17 protein-coding genes and 1 tRNA gene are annotated in these 18,204 nt (G+C 72.4%); 8 read left to right on the forward strand and 10 right to left on the reverse strand.

Annotation, left to right across the window (positions count from 1 at the left end):
• Positions 1-179 precede the first annotated feature (179 nt).
• Complete coding sequence (gene mscL / locus HCC30_RS22765) at positions 180-713, forward strand: large conductance mechanosensitive channel protein MscL (RefSeq protein ID WP_277348021.1); 534 nt, start codon at positions 180-182, stop codon at positions 711-713.
• A 52-nt stretch (positions 714-765) separates the two neighbouring features.
• Here mscL and HCC30_RS22770 read toward each other — a convergent pair whose 3' ends face one another.
• Entirely contained in the window at positions 766-996 is a 231-nt protein-coding gene (locus HCC30_RS22770) for a hypothetical protein (RefSeq protein ID WP_169444600.1), read from the reverse strand.
• 44 nt (positions 997-1,040) lie between these two features.
• Here HCC30_RS22770 and HCC30_RS22775 point away from each other — a divergent pair, with 44 nt between their 5' ends.
• On the forward strand, positions 1,041-2,156 hold the full coding sequence (locus HCC30_RS22775) for a P1 family peptidase (protein WP_169444602.1): 1,116 nt from the start codon (positions 1,041-1,043) through the stop codon (positions 2,154-2,156).
• A 308-nt stretch (positions 2,157-2,464) separates the two neighbouring features.
• Here HCC30_RS22775 and HCC30_RS22780 read toward each other — a convergent pair whose 3' ends face one another.
• The 4 genes from HCC30_RS22780 to HCC30_RS22795 form a co-directional block, all read right to left on the reverse strand.
• Positions 2,465-4,705: a fructose-specific PTS transporter subunit EIIC gene (locus HCC30_RS22780; RefSeq protein WP_169444603.1), complete on the reverse strand. Its 2,241-nt coding sequence runs from the start codon at positions 4,703-4,705 to the stop codon at positions 2,465-2,467.
• A 1-nt stretch (position 4,706) separates the two neighbouring features.
• Positions 4,707-5,735: a 1-phosphofructokinase gene (gene pfkB, locus HCC30_RS22785; RefSeq protein ID WP_169444605.1), complete on the reverse strand. Its 1,029-nt coding sequence runs from the start codon at positions 5,733-5,735 to the stop codon at positions 4,707-4,709.
• Between the two features lie 5 nt (positions 5,736-5,740).
• A complete protein-coding gene (locus tag HCC30_RS22790; protein WP_169444657.1) occupies positions 5,741-6,502 on the reverse strand; it encodes a DeoR/GlpR family DNA-binding transcription regulator in 762 nt (253 codons plus the stop codon).
• Positions 6,503-6,782: 280 nt separating this feature from the next.
• Positions 6,783-7,799: a sigma-70 family RNA polymerase sigma factor gene (locus tag HCC30_RS22795; RefSeq protein ID WP_169444607.1), complete on the reverse strand. Its 1,017-nt coding sequence runs from the start codon at positions 7,797-7,799 to the stop codon at positions 6,783-6,785.
• A gap of 171 nt (positions 7,800-7,970) precedes the next feature.
• Here HCC30_RS22795 and HCC30_RS22800 point away from each other — a divergent pair, with 171 nt between their 5' ends.
• The 5 genes from HCC30_RS22800 (at position 7,971) to HCC30_RS22820 (ending at position 12,295) form a co-directional block, all read left to right on the forward strand.
• Positions 7,971-8,507 (forward strand): GNAT family N-acetyltransferase, encoded by a 537-nt coding sequence (locus HCC30_RS22800; RefSeq protein WP_169444608.1) that lies wholly within the window; start codon positions 7,971-7,973, stop codon positions 8,505-8,507.
• Between the two features lie 195 nt (positions 8,508-8,702).
• Complete coding sequence (wrbA, locus tag HCC30_RS22805; protein WP_169444610.1) at positions 8,703-9,329, forward strand: NAD(P)H:quinone oxidoreductase; 627 nt, start codon at positions 8,703-8,705, stop codon at positions 9,327-9,329.
• Between the two features lie 308 nt (positions 9,330-9,637).
• A complete protein-coding gene (locus HCC30_RS22810) occupies positions 9,638-11,539 on the forward strand; it encodes a glycoside hydrolase family 3 protein (protein WP_169444612.1) in 1,902 nt (633 codons plus the stop codon).
• Between the two features lie 104 nt (positions 11,540-11,643).
• A tRNA-Arg gene (locus HCC30_RS22815) sits at positions 11,644-11,716 on the forward strand.
• Positions 11,717-11,791: 75 nt separating this feature from the next.
• On the forward strand, positions 11,792-12,295 hold the full coding sequence (locus HCC30_RS22820) for a hypothetical protein (RefSeq protein ID WP_169444613.1): 504 nt from the start codon (positions 11,792-11,794) through the stop codon (positions 12,293-12,295).
• A gap of 21 nt (positions 12,296-12,316) precedes the next feature.
• On the opposite strand, the gene HCC30_RS22825 is transcribed toward HCC30_RS22820, so the two are convergent.
• From HCC30_RS22825 to HCC30_RS22845, 5 genes are all read right to left on the reverse strand, one after another.
• Positions 12,317-12,928: a carbonic anhydrase gene (locus HCC30_RS22825; protein WP_169444614.1), complete on the reverse strand. Its 612-nt coding sequence runs from the start codon at positions 12,926-12,928 to the stop codon at positions 12,317-12,319.
• A gap of 216 nt (positions 12,929-13,144) precedes the next feature.
• A complete protein-coding gene (locus HCC30_RS22830; RefSeq protein WP_240979821.1) occupies positions 13,145-13,981 on the reverse strand; it encodes a DUF3048 domain-containing protein in 837 nt (278 codons plus the stop codon).
• Positions 13,982-14,354: 373 nt separating this feature from the next.
• Positions 14,355-15,581, reverse strand: a complete 1,227-nt coding sequence (locus HCC30_RS22835; protein WP_169444616.1) for a Cmx/CmrA family chloramphenicol efflux MFS transporter — start codon at positions 15,579-15,581, stop codon at positions 14,355-14,357.
• Positions 15,582-15,987: 406 nt separating this feature from the next.
• Entirely contained in the window at positions 15,988-16,998 is a 1,011-nt protein-coding gene (gene ligD, locus HCC30_RS22840; RefSeq protein WP_169444617.1) for a non-homologous end-joining DNA ligase, read from the reverse strand.
• On the reverse strand, positions 16,995-17,627 hold the full coding sequence (locus HCC30_RS22845; protein ID WP_169444618.1) for a DNA polymerase ligase N-terminal domain-containing protein: 633 nt from the start codon (positions 17,625-17,627) through the stop codon (positions 16,995-16,997). Before HCC30_RS22845 ends, ligD begins: the two co-directional genes overlap by 4 nt.
• A 171-nt stretch (positions 17,628-17,798) precedes the next feature.
• Here HCC30_RS22845 and HCC30_RS22850 point away from each other — a divergent pair, with 171 nt between their 5' ends.
• Positions 17,799-18,017, forward strand: coding sequence for a DUF6480 family protein (locus tag HCC30_RS22850; RefSeq protein WP_169444619.1), 219 nt, complete (start codon positions 17,799-17,801; stop codon positions 18,015-18,017).
• The last annotated feature ends 187 nt before the right edge of the window (positions 18,018-18,204 follow it).

Consider the following 18,204-nt stretch of genomic DNA (forward strand, 5'->3'; position numbering starts at 1 on the left):
ACACTGTCACGAGCGACGGAGCGCTTGTCGTGCTCACGGTGCCGCGAGAGACGGCCCCCGCGTTGGCAGCCGCCTCGGCTTCGACGAGGCTGGCGGTGACCCTGTGGTGATCACCCGCTTCGTTCGCGCCCTGATTCGTGTACGCAGTTGGCTGAGAAAGCTGGGAAAGAGGAAGTTCGTTGAGCGAGCAGGCGGCCGCGGAGCCCGAGAAGAAGAGCGTGCTGGCAGGCTTCAGAGAATTCCTGATGCGCGGCAATGTGGTCGAACTGGCCGTTGCCGTCGTGGTCGGAGCCGCGTTCAGCAAGATCGTGGACGCCGTCGTGTCCGGAATCATCAACCCGTTGGTGGGTGCGATCGGCACGCAGGACCTGTCCGAGTACAAGTCCTGCCTGACCTCGGTCTGCGGCACCGACCCGAAGACCGGCGAGACCATCGGCATCCCGATCAACTGGGGCCCCGTCCTCAGCGCCTCGCTGACCTTCCTGATCACCGCCGCGGTCGTGTACTTCCTCATGATCCTGCCGATGAACAAGTACAAGGAGCGCCAGGCCGCCAAGCTGCCCCCGGTCGAGGAGCCGGAGACGGAGCTGCAGGTCCTCTCCGACATCCGCGACGCCCTCATCACCCAGCGCGACGGCTCCACCGACGCAGCCTCCGCCCTCGCTCAGCCCCGCGACCCGGCGGGTACGGAGAAGGTCAACACGGAGAAGTAGCGGTACCGGCCCCGGGGCCCGCGCGCGAGCGCCTGCGCCCCGGCGGCATCGCTCACAGGTGGTGCGGCGGCTTTTCGTCCAGGAAGCGGGCGAGGTCCGCCGCGCCGCTGTTTCCGCCGCTCGACGACGCGCCCTCGCCCCAGCCCCGGTCGGTGTCGTCCGACGACGGCAGGCTCAGCGGATCGTCGAAGACGAGCGCGGCACCGGGCCTGGGCGCGTCCGCGTCCTGGCGGGAGTGCCCGTGCTGCGGCTGCTCGTCGGAATGCTGCGGGCTGGAGCTCATGCGTCCAGGGTACGGGGACGGCCTGCCCCTGGTATCCAGGGCGTATGACGACGAGGGACGCGATCACGGACGTCGGCGGGATGCGGGTCGGTCATGCGCAGCGGACCGGCGACGGCTGGCTGACGGGGACGACGGTGGTGCTGGCGCCGGCCGGCGGCGCGGTGACGGCGGTCGACGTACGGGGTGGTGGCCCCGGCACCCGCGAGACGGACGCGCTGGACCCGCGGAACGCGGTGGAGCGCGTCGACGCGATCACGCTGAGTGGTGGCAGTGCGTTCGGACTTGCTGCCGCGACGGGGGTTGCGGAGTGGCTGGAGGAGCAGGGACGTGGTGTCCCTGTGGGCCCGGACCCGGCGCAGGTGGTTCCTGTCGTTCCTGCGGCCGTCCTCTTCGACCTGGGACGTGGTGGCCGCTGGCGTGCCCGCCCGGATGCCCCGATGGGCCGGGAGGCCGTCGAGGCGGCTGCCCGTACGGAGCTGGGTGCCGAGGTGCCGCAGGGCTCGGTGGGGGCCGGGACGGGTGCGGTGGCGGGTGGCCTGAAGGGCGGGATCGGCTCGGCGAGCGCGAAGCTGCCGTCGGGGACGACGGTGGGCGTCATCGCGGCTGTGAACGCGGCGGGGTCGGTTCTCGACCCTGGTACGGGCGTGCTCTACGGGGAGTTGTACGGCGCGCTCTCCGGCGCGCGGCCGTCGGAACGGCCCGGTGGTCTTCCGCTTACGCCCGGGGAGGCCGAACATGCCGCTGCGCAGCGGAGGTTGACGGAGGCGTCGGCGGAGACCGGGAGGCGGACGGCGGGCGTCCTGCGACCACCGTTGAACACCACCCTGGCCGTGGTGGCGACGGACGCCCGGCTGACCCGCCCCCAGGCGCAGAAACTGGCCGGCACGGCACACGACGGGCTCGCCCGCGCCGTCCGGCCGGTGCACCTGATGCACGACGGCGACAGCGTCTTCACGATGGCGACGGGCGAACGCCCACTGGCGGAAGGCGAGTTGAACGACCTCCTCACCGCGGGAGCGGACGTCCTGACACGAGCCGTGGTGAAGGCCGTACTGGCAACGGAGACCATCGACGGCCCCGGCGGCGTCTTCCCGTCGTACCGCGACTTGTACGGGCTCACCACATCCCCGGACGCCTCGCGGGGGTACGGCGACGCCTGATGGGGGCGGGGGCGGCGTGGCTGGGGGCGTCGCGGTCGCCGCAGCTCCCGGGCCGGCCGCCTGCGCCCCGTGGCCGTCAGGCGGCGACCCAACGTCCCTCGGTGCGGCCCCGGTTGCCGGAGGTGCACCCGGTGGGGCCGGAGCCCTCTTACGCCCCCACCGATCCTGGCGGCCCCGTGCGCGAGGGACGCAGCGGGCTTGAGCGTCGTGGGCCGGGGAGGCTCCGGGCCCCGGGCGGGACGCCCGCCCCGGACACCGATCCGCCCCCGCTCCCGGAACAGCCCCGGGAGCCGGAGGTGCGCCGGGTGTCAGGCCGTGATGCCGACCTTGCCGGTGTCGTCGTTCGTGCCGGACGGTTCGTCGTCCGGGCCGGAGCTGCCGTTCGCCGCCTCGGGCTGCTTGCCGGAGCCGCTGCCGGTGGCCGCGTGGGCTCCGGAGGTGGCCGTCGCGGGCCGGCGGAGGCCCTTGAGCAGGAGGATCAGTGCGGCCGTGACCAGCGTTCCCGCGATGACGGCGACGAGGTACAGCAGCGGCGATCCGATCAGCGGGACGACGAACGCGCCACCGTGCGGCGCGCGCAGCGTGTTGCCGAAGCTCATCGTCAGCGCGCCGGTGACGGCACCTCCCGCCATGGAGGCGGGGATGACGCGCAGCGGGTCGGCGGCGGCGAAGGGGATGGCGCCCTCGGTGATGAAGGAAGCGCCGAGGACCCAGGCGGCCTTGCCGTTCTCCCGTTCCGTCCTGGTGAACAGCTTGCCGCGGACGGTGGTCGCGAGGGCGAGCCCGAGCGGCGGGACCATTCCGGCGCCCATGGCGGCGGCCATCACCATCAGGCTGCCGGTCCCGGGATCGGCGGAGGCGACGCCGCCGGTGGCGAAGGCGTAGGCGACCTTGTTCACCGGTCCGCCCAGGTCGAACGAGATCATCAGCCCGATGAGGACGCCCAGCAGCACGGCGTTGGCACCGGACAGGCTGCCCAGCCAGTCGGTCATGGCCTGCTGGGCGGCCGCGATGGGGGTGCCGATCACGACGAACATCAGCGTGCCGACCACGGCCGACGAGAGCAGCGGGATGACCACGACCGGCATGATGCCCCGCAGCACGGCGGGGATCCTGACCTTCTGGATGGCCAGGACCACGGCTCCGGCGAGGAGTCCGGCGGCCAGACCGCCGAGGAACCCGGCCTCGATCTTGACGGCGATGGCCCCGCCGACGAACCCGGGGACGAGACCGGGCCGGTCGGCCATGCCGTAGGCGATGTACCCGGCGAGGACGGGGACGAGGAAGTCGAACGCGAGGTCACCGATCTGGTACAGCAGCGCGGCCCAGGAGTGGGCCTCGCTCCAGACGAACTGGTCGGCGACAGACTTGGCGTCGGTGATGCCGTAGCCGCCGATGGCGAAGGAGAGCGCGATGAGCAGCCCGCCGGCGGCGACGAACGGGACCATGTAACTGACGCCCGTCATCAGCCACTTGCGCAGCCGCGTGCCATAACCGTCGCCGGTTTCGGTGTCCTTGTCCATGGGCGCCGGTCCCCGCGCGTCCTGTCCCGGTGCCGTGGGTGCGGCCTGTTCACCGTCCTCGGCGGCGGCGCGGACCTCGGCTATGAGCTCGGCCGCCCGGCTGACGGCCGCCTTCACACCGACGTCGACACAGGGCTTGCCCGCGAACCGCTCCTTCTCCCTGACCTCGACGTCGTGGGCGAGGATCACGCCGTCGGCCTCGGCGACGGTCTGCCGGTCGAGCCGCTCGAAGCCGGCGGAGCCCTGCGTCTCGACGGTGAGGTCGACGCCGGCGTCGGCGGCCGCCCGCTCCAACGCCTCGGCGGCCATGTAGGTGTGGGCGATTCCGGTGGGGCAGGAGGTGACGGCGACAATGCGGAACCGTCGCCCCTCCCCCGCTTCCGGCGCGGTCGTCCCACCGGCCGGCGTCTCGTCCGGCTGGTGTGCCTCGCCGGAGTGCTGGCCGCTGCCGTCTGCGCCGGACTGACCGTCCTCGGCCCGGGGTTCACCGTCGCCGCCGTCGGCTGCGGCACCGCTTCCGGCATCGTCACCGGCTGCGTCCTGCGCGGCGTCCTCGGCAGGGGCGGCAGCGGGGCCGGTGGGGACGCTGTCGCCACGGATGAGGGCGGCGACGTGCTCGGGGCCCGTGGCCGTGCGGAGTGCGCCGGTGAAGGCCTCGTCCATCAACTGCCGGGCGAGGGCGGACAGGATGGTGAGGTGGTCACTGTCGGCGCCGTCCGGGGCGGCGATGAGGAAGACCAGGTCCGCGGGGCCGTCCGGGGCGCCGAAATCGACAGGGTCGGTCAACCGGCCGAAGGCCAGGGTCGGTTCGGTGACGTGGACGCTGCGGCAGTGGGGTATGCCGATGCCGCCGTCGAGCCCCGTCGGCATCTGCGCTTCCCGGGCGGCCACATCGGCCAGGAAGCCTTCCAGGTCGGTGACGCGGCCCTGCGAGACCATCCGCTCCGCGAGTGAGCGGGCGGCCTGGTCCTTGCCGGTCACTCGCAGGTCGAGGTCGACCAGCTCCGCATTGATCAACTGGCTCATCTCACGGCTCCGTTGGCGCGGTTGGGGAGAGGTGGCGGTGGGGGTGGGTGGGCGAGGGGGAGGGGGAAAGGAGAGGAACGCCCAGCGCCTGGTCGTACGGCACCTCGGTGGTCACCGTGACGGCAGTCCGCCGCAGGTCGTCGGGGGCCGGCATCTGGCTGCCCGGAAGTTGGACGGCGGCCGCTCCGTGCGCGACGGCCGAGACCAGGGCGTCGGGGCCGGCTCCTCCTGCGGCGAGGAAGCCGGCGAGTGAGGCGTCGCCCGCGCCCACGTCGCTGCGCACCGTGTCGACCGGCGCGGTGGCGAAGTACGTTCCCGTGCCGTCGACGAGGAGCTGGCCCGTGGCGCCGAGGCTGGCGAGCACGGCTCCGGCGCCTGCCTCGCGTACCTCTTCGGCTGCCTGGACGGCGTCGCCCACGGTGACGAGGGGGCGGCCGACCGCGTCGGACAGTTCGTCGGAGTTCGGTTTCACCACGTCGGGGCGCTCGCGGAGAGTGGCGGCGAGCGCCGGCCCGGACGTGTCCAGCGCGATGCGGACGCCTCCGGCGTGGACGCGGGCCGCGAGTTCGGCGTACCAGTCGGCGGCGAGCCCGCGGGGCAGGCTGCCGCAGCAGGCGATCCAGCCGGCCTGGGAGGCTGCGGCGCGCTCCTCGACGGTGCGCAGCAGCAGCTCGGCCTCGGATGCCGTGATCTCGGGACCCGCCGCGTTGATCTTGGTGAGGGTGCCGTCGGGTTCGGCCAGTGACGCGTTGACCCGCGTCGATCCCGCGACCGGCACTCCCGCGACCTCGATCCCGAGCCCTTCGAGGAGCCCCGCGAGAGAGTCGCCCTCCGGTCCGCCCAGCGGCAGGACGGCGACGGTGCGGTGCCCGGCGCTGGCCACGGCGCGGGAGACGTTCACGCCCTTGCCGCCGGGGTCGATGCGGTCTGTTCCGGCACGGTTGACGGCGCCCCGGTCGAGCCCGGCGATCTCGTAGGTGCGATCGAGGCTGGGGTTCGGGGTGACGGTGAGGATGGTGCTGACGGACATGGGGTTCACACGCGCCTTACCTGTGTGCCGTGACGTTCGATGGCCCCGGCGTCCTCGGACCTGAGGCCGGTGTCGGTGATGAGCAGGTCGATCTGGGAGAGGTCGCCGAAGCGGGCGAAGTGTTCCTCCCCGAACTTGCTGGAGTCGGCGAGCAGCACCACCCGGCGGGCGGCCGCGATCAGGGCACGTTTGACGGCGGCTTCGGCCAGGTCGGGGGTGGTGAGTCCGGACTCGGGCGAGAAGCCGTTGGTGGCGACGAGGGCGACGTCGGCGTTGATCTCGCCGTAGGTGCGCAGGGCCCAGGCGTCGACGGCTGCCCGGGTGCGGTGCCGGACGCGGCCGCCGACGACGTGCAGGTCGATGCCGGGGTGGTCGGTCAGCCGCGCGGCCAGGGGCAGGGCGTGCGTGACGATGGTGAGCGCGCAGTCGACGGGGAGCCCGGCGGCGACACGTGCGGTCGTGGACCCGGCGTCGAGGACGACGCTGCCGTCGGAGGGCAGCTCGTCGAGGGCCGCGCGGACGATGCGGTCCTTCTCGTCGGTGGCCGAGGCTTCGCGTTCGCTCAGGTCGGGCTCGAAGTCCAGCCGTCCGGCCGGGATGGCCCCGCCGTGCACGCGACGTACGAGCCCGGAGCGGTCGAGGGCCTTCAGGTCGCGGCGCACGGTCTCGGGGGTGACCTGGAATTCCCCCGCGAGGGAGGGCACGTCCACCCGTCCGCGTTCGTGGGCGAGGCGCAGGATCTCCTGCTGACGCTCCGGTGCATACATGTGGGTTCGAGTCCGTTCCATGCCCGTTCTTGTGGGTTGCTCGCCACAGTAAGGCCATGAGACGGCGAAGTAAACACATCCGGGCAGGGTGGCGGACATGAACAGACACCGGACGCCCGCCCCGACCGGCTGCGGACAGAAAAGAGCCCCGGCGCTCGGGGGAGGGCGCCGGGGCTCGTCCTTCGGCGGCGGCGCGAGGACTGGCTCGCGCGCGCCACCACGTCTCGATCGGCTCTGCTGCCGTGATCCGTCGTGGTGTTTGTGCAGTTGTGCCGCCCCGTCAGGCCGCGGCGTCGAAGCCCGTGTCGTGGGCCATGCGCTTCAGCTCGACTAGCGCGTGCTTCTCGATCTGCCGGATCCGCTCCCGCGTCAGGCCGTGCTGCTTGCCGACCTCGGTGAGCGTGCGCTCCTTGCCGTCGAGCATCCCGTAACGCGCCTTGATGATCGACGCCGTGCGGTTGTCGAGGCGGCCGATGAGGTCGTCCAGTTCCTCGCGGCGCAGCACCGTCAGCACCGACTGCTCCGGGGAGGCCGCGGAGGTGTCCTCCAGGAGGTCGCCGAACTGCGTCTCGCCCTCGTCGTCCACCGACATGTTGAGGCTCACCGGGTCGCGCGCCCAGTCGAGGACGTCGGTGACGCGCTCCGGCGTGGAACCGAGCTCCTTCGCGATCTCCGCCGGCTCCGGCTCGCGGCCGGTCTCCCGGTTGAACTCGCGCTGCACCCGGCGGATGCGCCCGAGCTCCTCGACGAGGTGCACGGGGAGCCGGATCGTCCGCGACTGGTCGGCGATGGAGCGGGTGATGGCCTGACGGATCCACCACGTCGCGTACGTCGAGAACTTGAAGCCCTTGCTGTAGTCGAACTTCTCCACCGCACGTACCAGGCCCGCGTTGCCCTCCTGGATCAGGTCGAGCAGCGGCAGCCCGCTACGCGGGTAGCGGCGCGCCACGGCCACGACGAGCCGGAGGTTGGACCGGATGAAGATGTCCTTCGCCCGCTCCCCCGCCGCGACGATCGCTTCGAGCTCCTCGCGGTTCGCCGACGCGGAGGGCGATTCCGCGGTCAGGGGTTCCTCGTCACCGTCCAGTATTCGGCGGGCGTAGACGCCCGCCTCGATGTCCAGCGAGAGGTCGACCTCCTTGGCCGCGTCCAGCAGCGGTGTACGGGCGATCTCGTCCAGATACATGCCGACCAGGTCACGGTCCGCAATTTCGCTGCCTGCGGCGCGAACACTGCTTGCCGTGTCATTGGCACCGGTAGCGGTGGCCTGACGACGGGCGACGGCACGGGTTGCCATGCGTGCTCCCTTGCGTGTGGACTGAAATCTGGCCGGTGGTGGCTGGTGGGCGCTCGTTCCGAGCACCGCATCCACAGGGGACAACGAGGGGAATCCGGACAGAATTCCCAACTCGCGCATCATTTTCCTGATCATGCAGTACCCTGTGCCGCCACAAGGAGGGGATCTTCCATGGCCGACGGCGCGGAAATACTGGTCAGAGCCGGAAACGAGGGCGATCTCGAAGCCCTGACGAGCCTCTACAACCACTACGTGCGTGAGACGCCCGTCACCTTCGACATCGAGCCCTTCACCCCGGAGGAGCGACGTCCTTGGCTGCTCTCCTACAGGGAGGACGGCCCATACCGCCTCTTGGTTGCGGAAGAACGCGAACCGGGCCCCGACGCCCGTGGCCGGATCCTCGGCTACGCGACCAGCAGCAGGTTCAAGCCGAAGGCCGCGTACGACACATCGGTCGAGGTCACCGTGTACCTCGCCCCGGACGCGGGCGGGCGCGGCATCGGAACACTGCTCTACAAGCGCCTCTTCGAAGCCCTGGCCGAGGAGGACCTGCACCGCGCGTACGCCGGGATCACCGTCCCCAACGAGGCGTCCGAACGCCTGCACCGCCGTTTCGGCTTCGAGTACGTCGGCACCTACACGGAGGCCGGCCGGAAGTTCGGACGCTTCCACGACGTGCGGCGCTTCGAGAAGCGTCTGTCTCCGTGACCCGCACGGGCGTCAGCGCTCCCGCCGACTGAGGCATTCCCGGGCACCGGCCGCCCCAGCGCTCCTGTGGACGGCCACTCCGACGCCCGGCGACCGGATGCCACCCTCCGGACATCACGCCAGAATCGGGCAGAAGCGCGCCCCCGTGGGCGCGATACCGCCTCGTGGCAGCCGATCCGTATGGGAGCGCAGCCGATGAGCACAGCAGACCCCGTGAAGGTCGCCGTCGTCTACTACTCGTCCACCGGCATCATCGCCGCAATCGCCAAGGAGATCAGCTCCGCGGCCGAGAACGCGGGCGCCGAGGTGCGGCTCCGCAGAGCGAAGGAGCTGGCTCCGCAGGCGGCGATCGACTCCAACCCCGCCTGGGCCGAGAACGCCCGTGCCACCGCCTCCATCCCCGAGGCCGTGCCGGACGACCTGCTGTGGGCGGACGCCATGGTCCTCGGCACCCCGACCCGCTTCGGCAACGTCTCCTCGCAGCTCAAGCAGGTCCTCGACCAGCTCGGCGGGGCCTGGGAGAAGGGGCTGCTGGCCGACAAGGTGTACAGCGGCTTCACGTCCTCGGCGACCCTGCACGGTGGCCAGGAGTCCACGCTGCTCGCTCTGTACAACACCATGCACCACTTCGGTGGCCTGATCGCGTCCCCCGGCTACACGGACGGGAGCAAGTTCGTCGACGGCAACCCGTACGGAACCTCGCACGTCGACGGCGCCGGAGAGAACCCCGTCGACGACGTCACGCGCCAGGCCGCGCGCGTACAGGCCGAGCGGGTCGTCCGGATCGCCCGCGCGCTGAAGTCGGGCCTCGCGCAGACCTGACCCGGCGCTTCCGCTCAGCGCGCTCCCCCACTCCTCCGCCCCGGAGCCGCGGCCTGCCCTCCATCCGTCACGTCCCGGATGGTGCGGCGGCAGGCCGCGGCTCCGGTGCCGTGGTTGCCCCTTGTCGGCTGCTGTATCCGCGCGGCGTCTGGTCGATCCCCCGCGGCGCTGCGACGATATGCGCTCTCCACATGCCCGCACGCCCCGCGCACGCGCCCCCACGAGCCGTTACCACCTGGGCACGTCGCGCCCCGCGCAGCCGCCCCCTCACGGGGGCACAGGCCCACCGCCCATGTGAGGAGCGTCCGATGAGACAGCGCCCGTCCCGCCAGCCCTCCGCCCCGCACGCCCCGGCTCCGTCCCGGACCGATGACCAGCAACCGGTGCACGAAGCGGACCGGTCGACGACCCGCAGGCAGGTGCTCGCCGGTGCGGGCGGCCTCGCCGCCGTCGGGCTCACCGGCTCGTACTCCGCCCACGCGGCCGCGCCCGAAACGGCAGAGCGCGACATCACGGCGCGCGCCCGCGCGCTGGCCCGCGACATGTCCCTCGAGGACAAGGTCGGACAGCTGTTCGTCGTCGAGGTCTACGGGCAGTCGGCGGACTCCGCGCACCCCAAGAACGAGGCCCTGTACGGGGTGTCCACACCTGCCGAGGTCATCACCCGCTTCCGTCCTGGCGGAGTGATCTACTTCGACGCCCGCCGCGGCCCCGACAACCTCAAGGACCCGCGCCAGATCGTCCGGCTCTCCAACGGCCTCCAGCGCGCCGCGCTGCACAGCGGCGCCCGCGTCCCCCTCCACATCTCCATCGACCAGGAGGGCGGCAGCGTCGTCTACCGCATGGGGTCACCCGCGACGGAGCTGCCCGGCAACATGGCCCTCGCGGCGTCCCGCTCCGGCGCCAACGCCCGGCGCTCGGCCGAGATCATCGGCAGCGAGCTCGCCGCGCTCGGCATCAACCAGAACTACGCGCCCTGCGCCGACGTCAACGTCAACCCGCAGAACCCGATCATCGGCGTCCGCTCCTTCGGCTCGGACCCGGCGCTGTGCTCCGAATTCGTCACCCAGTCCGTACGCGGCTACCACCGGTCGGGCACGGCCAGCGCCGCCAAGCACTTCCCCGGGCACGGCGACACGGACACCGACAGCCACACCGGCCTCCCGGAGATCACCCACACCCGCGAAGAGCTCGACCGCATCGACCTTCCCCCGTTCCGTGCGGCGATCGACGCCCGGGTGGACACCATCATGACCGCGCACATCGTCGTCCCGTCCCTCGATCCGAGCCGCGCGCCCGCCACCATGTCGCACCGCATCGTCACCGGCCTGCTGCGCGAGGAACTCGGCTACAAGGGACTGGTCGTCACCGACGCGCTGGACATGCAGGGAGCCACCGAGGACTTCCCGCCGGACGTCGCCCCCGTACGGGCCTTCCGCGCCGGCGTCGACCAGCTCGTCCTCGCGCCGCAGCTGCGCACCGCGCGCGAGGCCGTGCTGTCGGCCGTCCGGTCCGGGGAGATCACCGGGCGGCGGCTGGACGAGTCCGTGGTCCGCATCCTCGAACACAAGCTGCGCAACGGCCTGTTCCCCGACCCCTACGTGCACGAGACCCGCGCGGAACGGACAGTCGGCAGCCGGCGTCACGCGGCGGCCGCGGCCCGCATCACCGACCGCGGCATCACCCTCATCCGGAACGAGCGCGACACCCTCCCGCTGTCCGGCCGGAACCGGCGCACCATTCTCGTCACCGGCTGGGACGAGGCCCAGGTCAAGCTCCTCGCCCGCACCATCGGCGAGCGCACCGGCCAGCGGACCACCGCCCTCGCGACCGGAGCAGCGCCCGACGCCGCGAAGCGGGACGCGGCCGCGTCGGCAGCCCGCGAGCACGACGTCACGGTCGTCCTCACCAACGCGGCCGCCGCCACCGGCGACAAGGGCGCCGCACAGGCCCGCCTGGTGGACGCACTCGGCGCGACCCCCACCACGCTCGTCGCCGTCGCCCTCCGGAACCCGTACGACATCCAGCGCTACCCCGACGCCCCCGACGCCTACCTCGCCACCTACGCGTACGGCGCCCCCACCCTGGCCTCCCTCGACCGGGTCCTCTACGGCGACACCAAACCCACCGGCCGGCTCCCCGTCCCCGTCACGGCCCACGACGACCCGAAAACGACCCTCTATCCGTACGGCCACGGCCTGACCTACTGACGTGCCCCTCCGCCCGCCCACCGAGCGGGACAATCCCTGCACGGCCCTGGGCGTCCATCCGCTACGCTGTCCTGGGCCGCACCAGCGGACGCGGCCCAGGCCCCGCCTCCGTAGCTCAGGGGATAGAGCACCGCTCTCCTAAAGCGGGTGTCGCAGGTTCGAATCCTGCCGGGGGCACAGGCGAAAAGGCCCTCAACCGATCGTGGTTGGGGGCCTTTGGCGTTGGCTGATGGCATCGGCGGTGGAGGGGGCATGGGCCGGGGCGAGGCGATGGGGCGGCTGAGGCTGTTGGCTGAGGAGCGGGCCTTCGGCTGGCACGTCGGGTCCGACCGGCTCATTCAGGCGGGGCTCGACGCGCTCCTGGCCGATGTGGCCTCTCCCTCGCTCGCGTCCCTGGCCGGGCTCGGGGTCCGCGAGGAGCATCTGGCGGGAGAGCTGTTCGACGACGTGGTGGGGGAACTGGGGCTCGGGTTCGAGGTGCCGGGGGATCCCGGGGCAGCGCGGTGGGCCCTCGCTCACTGGCTGGCCGGCCGGATGGTGGACGGGGAGCTGAGTCCGGGGCACGGGGCCGGTCTGATCTGGACGGAGGCCGCGTTGGCGCTCGACCATCCGGAAGGGCTGCGGGAGATCGTGGAGTACGCGACCCTGCTGGACGGCTGGGACGAGAACTGGAGCATTCCGCGGGAGCGGCTGGAGGAAGAGGTGCTGGACGCCGCGCGTGAGCTGCTGAAGCGTCGGGACGGTCTCGCGTCCTGAAGGGTGGAGGGTCCCTCCCCGTCACAGGTCGGTGAACGTCCGGTTCTCCGCGTCCCAGGTCTGCACCTTGGCGTCGCAGCCGTGGTGGTACCAGGTATGCACGCGCAGGCGGCGGGTGACCAGGCGGCGGGTGACGCTCGGGTAGGTGCGCAGGTGGTGCATCTGCGTGAGCAGGTGGCGGCGTTCCGCGGCACGGACGCGGTCCTCGTCGTCGGGGACGGCGCCGTCGAAGTGGGCGGGGTCGGGGGCCGCGAGGCCGCGCCAGGCCTTCAACGAGGGCTGCTCGGCGGCGGATTCGCCGTCGTCCCACAGGCTGCGCACCGCGGCGCAGCCCGCGTGGCCGCACAGCACGATCTCTTCGACGCCCATGGTGGCCAGGGCCCACTCGATGGTCGTGCCGACCTCGTCGTCCGCGTCCATGCGGTACCGGGGGACGACGGCGCCCGCCGTGCGCGCCTCGACGACCTCGTGCGCCTCGGCTCCGAGCGCGAACGGCGCGGACAGCGGGAAGTCGGAGCAGCCGATGAAGAGCACTCGCGGATTCCCGCTGCGCGGCGAACCGTTGCTCTCCCGCGACGGCTGGACCGTGCGGCCGGAGGGCGTGTGCGCGGGGCGGGTAAGCGCTCGCATCATGTGGCGTCCTTCGTCTCCAGGGCCGCGGGCCCCTCGGGGCGGGCCGCTGCGGCTTCGGCTTGAACGGTCCTCACCCTGCGACGGTCAGCCTGAAGCCACCCTGAAGGAGCCTGAAGATCGCTTCAGGTCCGGCCCGGGGCGGTGAACGCCGGGGCCGGAAGGGAGCGTTGGTTTCCCGCGCTCCATTCCGGCCGTGGGACGGACGGTGGGACGGTTTCAGCGCTCCTCGTAGACGACCCAGGTCTGGCCGGGGTCGAAGGGCATGCGGTCGCCGTTGGGGAGGGTGAACGTGGTCCCCGCCTCGGCGTCCGGGCGCTTCCACGTCGTCTCGAAGGCGTGGCCGTCCCGCAGGACGGTCGCCGGGCCGCTGCCGACAGTCTTGATGTACGGGGTCTTGCCGCTGGAGTCCGGCGGCATGTCGGTCTTCTGCACGATGACCGTGGTGCCGCCGAGGCGTGCGCCGCCGGTGCTCTTCGCGGGTTCGCCGTCGAAGGAGGCGAGCCAGCGCTTCTCCTTCGCCGACCAGGTGAAGGAGGTCTCGGAGCGGCCGTAGTTCACGGTGTGCTCCTCGGTCGGTTCGCCGCCCTTCGGCTTGTCGCCGAAGCGGTATCCGATGTCGTCGCTCAGGCTCGCCTCGGGGGCGAGCGCGAGGGCCTGTTCGGGGCGCAGGTAGAGGTTGTGGGGTGCTTCGTTGTCGCCGCCGCGGAAATAGGGCGCCGGATGGTCGTCGTGCGAGATGCCGTGGAGGGGCGATTTCTTGATGAGGTCGACGACGGCCTCGCGGGCGCCCGAGTAGGCCAGTGCGGGGCGGTCGAAGGTGCGGAGCTGCTCGACGTTGTACTCGCGGGCGCTGCGCACCGGTCCGACGGCTTCGGGCAGGTCGCTGGCGTACACGCCGATGAGCCGGCTCAGTCCGCCCTCGACCTTCTCGACGACGACGATGTCGGCTCGCTCCAGTCCGGTGTGCGGCCGGGCGTCGGCGTGGTTGTCCATCTTCACGGCGAGTACCGGTGCCGGGTCCGCGGGCAGGCCGGTGAAGGGTGAGGTCTGCAACGTCTGCTCCTGGGGCCGGTGTTCGTCGTCCGCCGCGGAGGGCGCTGCCGTGCCCGCGGCCAGGGCTCCCGCGGCGGCGAGCGCCGCCAGCGCGCGGACCGCGCGGCGTGGTCCTCGGGATGTACCGGATGTGGGGCGTGGGGTGCTCGTGCGGTGCATGGCGCAGCCCTCCGTCGTGGGGTCCGGCTGGTGGTGAGCCGGCTGGCGGGACGTGTCGCATGTCCACATGGCGCTTGATGGTGTACGGACAGCTCATCTCCGTCGGTTCCCGGAGTCAAGAGCCGCATACGCCGGAACTCCCGGGCAGCGGAGCCCTGTTGGGCTCCGCTGCCGTATGGGGACTCGGTCCCGCCGTTGCCTCGCGGCCGGCCGGTCAGTGGGACGGTTGGGGCCGCTCCTCCGCTGTCTGTCCGGCTGCGCCGGGCTGGACGGAGCCGGCCGGGCGGTGCGCCCGGGCTCGGTACGCCGTGCGGGCCGTGAGCACGGTGACGGCGAGGAGGGTCAGGGCGGCGCTGCCCCACGGCGGCGCGGCGTGGCCGAGGGGTGTGGCGAGTGCGAGGCCGCCTGCCCACGGGCCCAGGGCGGCGCCCACGTTGAACGCCGCCGTGGCGGAGGCGCCGCCCAGCGTCGGGGCCCCGGAGGCCGCGTACAGCACCTGGGAGATCAGCGTCGCGCCCACCGCGAAGGACAGTGCTCCCTGGACGAGGACCAGGACGATCACGGCCGGTGCGCTGTCGGACAGCAGCCCCAGCGCGGCCCAGCCCAGCGGCAGCAGCGGGCAGCCGACGGCCAGGAGCCGTCCGGGCCGCGCGTCCGCGAACCGGCCTGCGAGTGCCACGCCCAGGGAGGAGCCGATGCCGAACAGGGCGAGGAATCCGGGCACCCAGGAGGAGCCGATGCCGGCGACGTCCGTGACGAAGGGGGCGAGGTAGGTGAACGCGCAGAACGTCGCACCGTTCACGAGTGCGCCGAGGAGGAGCAGTACGAGCAGGCGTCCACTGCGCAGCGCCCGCAGCTCCGTGAGCGCGCGGGGCCGGTGCTTCTCCTCGTCCTCGCGGTCTTCGGGGACGGAGCGCAGGATGGCGAGGAGGACCGGGGCCGAGACCAGCGCGACGGCCCAGAACGCCGCGCGCCAGCCCCAGAGTTCGCCGAGCAGCGCCCCGCCGGGTACGCCCGCGACGCAGGCGACGGTGGTGCCCCCGAGCAGGACGGACGTGGCCCTGCCCTTGGCCTCGGGCCCGGCCATCCGGCCCGCCGTGGCGAGGGCGACGGCCAGGAACCCGGCGTTGGCGAGGGCCGCGACGATCCGGGTGGCCAGCAGCACCGCGTAACTGGTGGTGAGCGCGCCGGCGACGTGCACCAGGAGGAACGCGGTCAGGAGGGCGAGCAGGGAGCGCCGGGGCGGCCAGCGCAGGCTGAGGATCGCCATCAGCGGGGCGCCGATGACCATCCCGACGGCGAAGGCCGAGGTGAGCGAGCCCGCTGCCGCGACGGACACGCCCAGTTCACGGGCGATGTCCGGGACGAGTCCGGACAGCATGAATTCGGAGGTCCCTTGTGCGAACACCGCGAGACCGAGCATGTAGATGGCGAATGGCATGACAACACTCCGCAACCGCAAGGCGGTTCGTCGAGGGAGCGGCAGGCGCGACGGCACACGGCGTCACCCCGCCCGAAGGGGCGCGGTGGCGCGGGAGGACGTACGGGTTCGGTGCACTGTCCGGCGGGGCGCGCGGCTGCCGCGGGGAAAGCCGGCCCGCGCGCAGGCGGGCCGTCAGCAACCCGGGTCACGGTGTCGCGGCAGCGGCGGAGAAGCGCAGCACACACCGGTTGCTCACCGCGTGCGGCGGTGGGCACCTGTGGTGTGGAGAGAGTCGCGCCTTCGCAGGCTCGCCACCGGACGACCGGTGGCTAGCGTCTCGACGCCTCGGGGCTGGACATGGAGCACACCCTAGGAAGCTCCCACCGCACCCGTCCAAGGGTTTTCGGCCCACTGTCCGCGGGGGTCAGCCGCCCGGTGTCTCGCGGACGACGTCCCGCGCGTCCTTGTCGTCGCGGAGGCCCAGGTAGCGGGGGTGGCGCAGCATGCCGTCGCGCGTCCATTCCGTGAAGCCGATCTGGGCCACCAGGCGGGGCTCCGCCCAGTGCGCTCCCTGTTCACGCACCGGGTCGGCGAACGGGGAGGAGGTGACCTCCAGTTCGTCGAGGCGGGAGCGGAGGTCGAGCAGGGTCGCCCGGTCGTAGCCGGTGCCGGCCTTTCCCGCGTAGCGCAGCCGGTCGCCCTCGTAGTAGCCGAGCAGCAGGGCGCCGAAACCGGTCCTGCTGCCCGCCGGTTCGGTGAAGCCGGCGACGACGAGTTCCTGCCCGTGGCCGCACTTGAGCTTCAGCCAGTCCGGTGAACGGCGGGGCAGATAGCGGCTGTTGGCGCGTTTGGCGATGAGGCCTTCCCAGCCGCGTGCGCAGGCGGCGTCCAGTTCCGCCTGTCCGCCGGTGTTGCGGTGGGGGGTGAAGCGCAGCGGGGCTTCGTAGTCGAGCGCGCGGCGGAGGAGGGATTTGCGGGTCCGCAGCGGGAGCCGGGTGAGGTCCGTCCCGTCGAGCCGCAGCAGGTCGAAGACGTAGTACGTGACGGCGACGTCGCTGGCCCGCGCCTTGCGGACGTCGGTGATGCCGAGGCGCTGCTGGAGGCGGGAGAAGTCGGTCCGGCCGTGGGAGAAGGCGACGATCTCGCCGTCGACGGTGAAGTCCGTGCAACTCTGCGCGGCGAGCGCGTCGGCCAGTTCGGGGTAGGTCGGGTTCAGGCCGCGCCCGCTGCGGGAGAGCAGGCGTTCCTCGCCGTTCTCCCGTACGGCGAGGGCACGTACTCCGTCGAGCTTGCGCTCGAACATCCAGCCATCGTGGAACTCGCGCCGGTCGCTGAGCTGGGCCCGCATGGGCTCCCGGGCGAGGGCCGCGCCGGGTCTGGCCTCGCGCAGCAGGGCGCGTTCGTGCTCGGGGAGCGCGTCGAGGAGCCCGTTCACCGTGCCGCCTTTCCGCCGGGCCCTGCCGCGTCCTCCTCCGCGAGGACCTGGCCGAGGGTGCGCCTGCTGCGGGCCGAGCGGGCGCGGGCGGGGTCGGGGGCGTCGTCCAGTGCGGCGCGGTCGTCCTTCTTCTTCACCAGGAGCCATGCCTCACGCCGGCCGTCGTCGTCGCCGCGGAACCGGGTGAGGGCGTAGCTGCCGCGCAGTTTGGTGCCCCGCAGCCGGAAGGAGAGGTGGCCCTTGGCCAGGGCCCGGGTGACGTCCTCGAAGCCGGGCAGCGGCTCGTAGGTCCCCTCGTCCCAGACGATCACGGGGCCGCCGCCGTACTCCCCGGCGGGGATGACGCCCTCGAAGGTGCGGTAGTCGAGCGGGTGGTCCTCGGTGGGCATGGCCAGGCGTTTCTCGTGCGGGTCGCCGGACGGGCCCTTCGGCACGGACCAGGACTTGAGCACGCCGTCGGCCTCCAGCCGGAAGTCGAAGTGGGTGGTGGTGGCGTCGTGGATCTGGACGACGAACCGGAGCCGGTCCCCGGGCTCCGGTTCGGTCCCGCTGGGCTCGGACGTCCGGTCGAAGTGCCGCTTGCCGCGGTACGCCGTGAGCGCGTCCCGCGCGGAGTCCTGTGCGGCCACGGCGCCTCCCTCCGCGTGCGGTGCGTACGTTCACACTGTCCCGCGCGGGGCCGCGCGCCGCAGCGGAGAGGGACGTTTGGCGGGCCGGGAGCGTGCTACCCGAGGGCCATGACCTCTTCCGCGCAACCGTGGCCGCACAACCGGTCCCCGTCCTCACCGCCGGCCGGGCAGGTGGCTCAGCCACCTGACCAGTCGGACCGGTCGGAGCGCCCCGAACACCTGGTGCCGCCCGAGGAGACCCCTCCCGGGGAGGGCGTGCTGTCGGGTGCCGGTCCTGACGAGCGTCACAACCCGGCCAAGGGCTGGGCGGCCGGGCCGCTGATCCTGCTCGCCGTGGTGACGGCCATGTTCGCCGTCCTGTTCCTGGCCTGGGCCTTCCACGTCTGGTGACACCGGAACGTCTGGTGACACCGGAACGACCGGTGACGCCGGGTGACGGTCGCCCCTGCCGCGGCCCGGCACACACCCGCCCCCGCGGCTCAAGTCCCCTGCCGCGCGGGGCTCTTGTGAGGCCGGACACGTCGAGGAGGCGGGCGGCGGCCGCGACGGTGCGCGGTCCGCGCCCCCAGCACGGCAG

It is taken from the genome of Streptomyces sp. HNM0574, assembly GCF_012726235.1.
Taxonomy (GTDB): Bacteria; Actinomycetota; Actinomycetes; order Streptomycetales; family Streptomycetaceae; genus Streptomyces.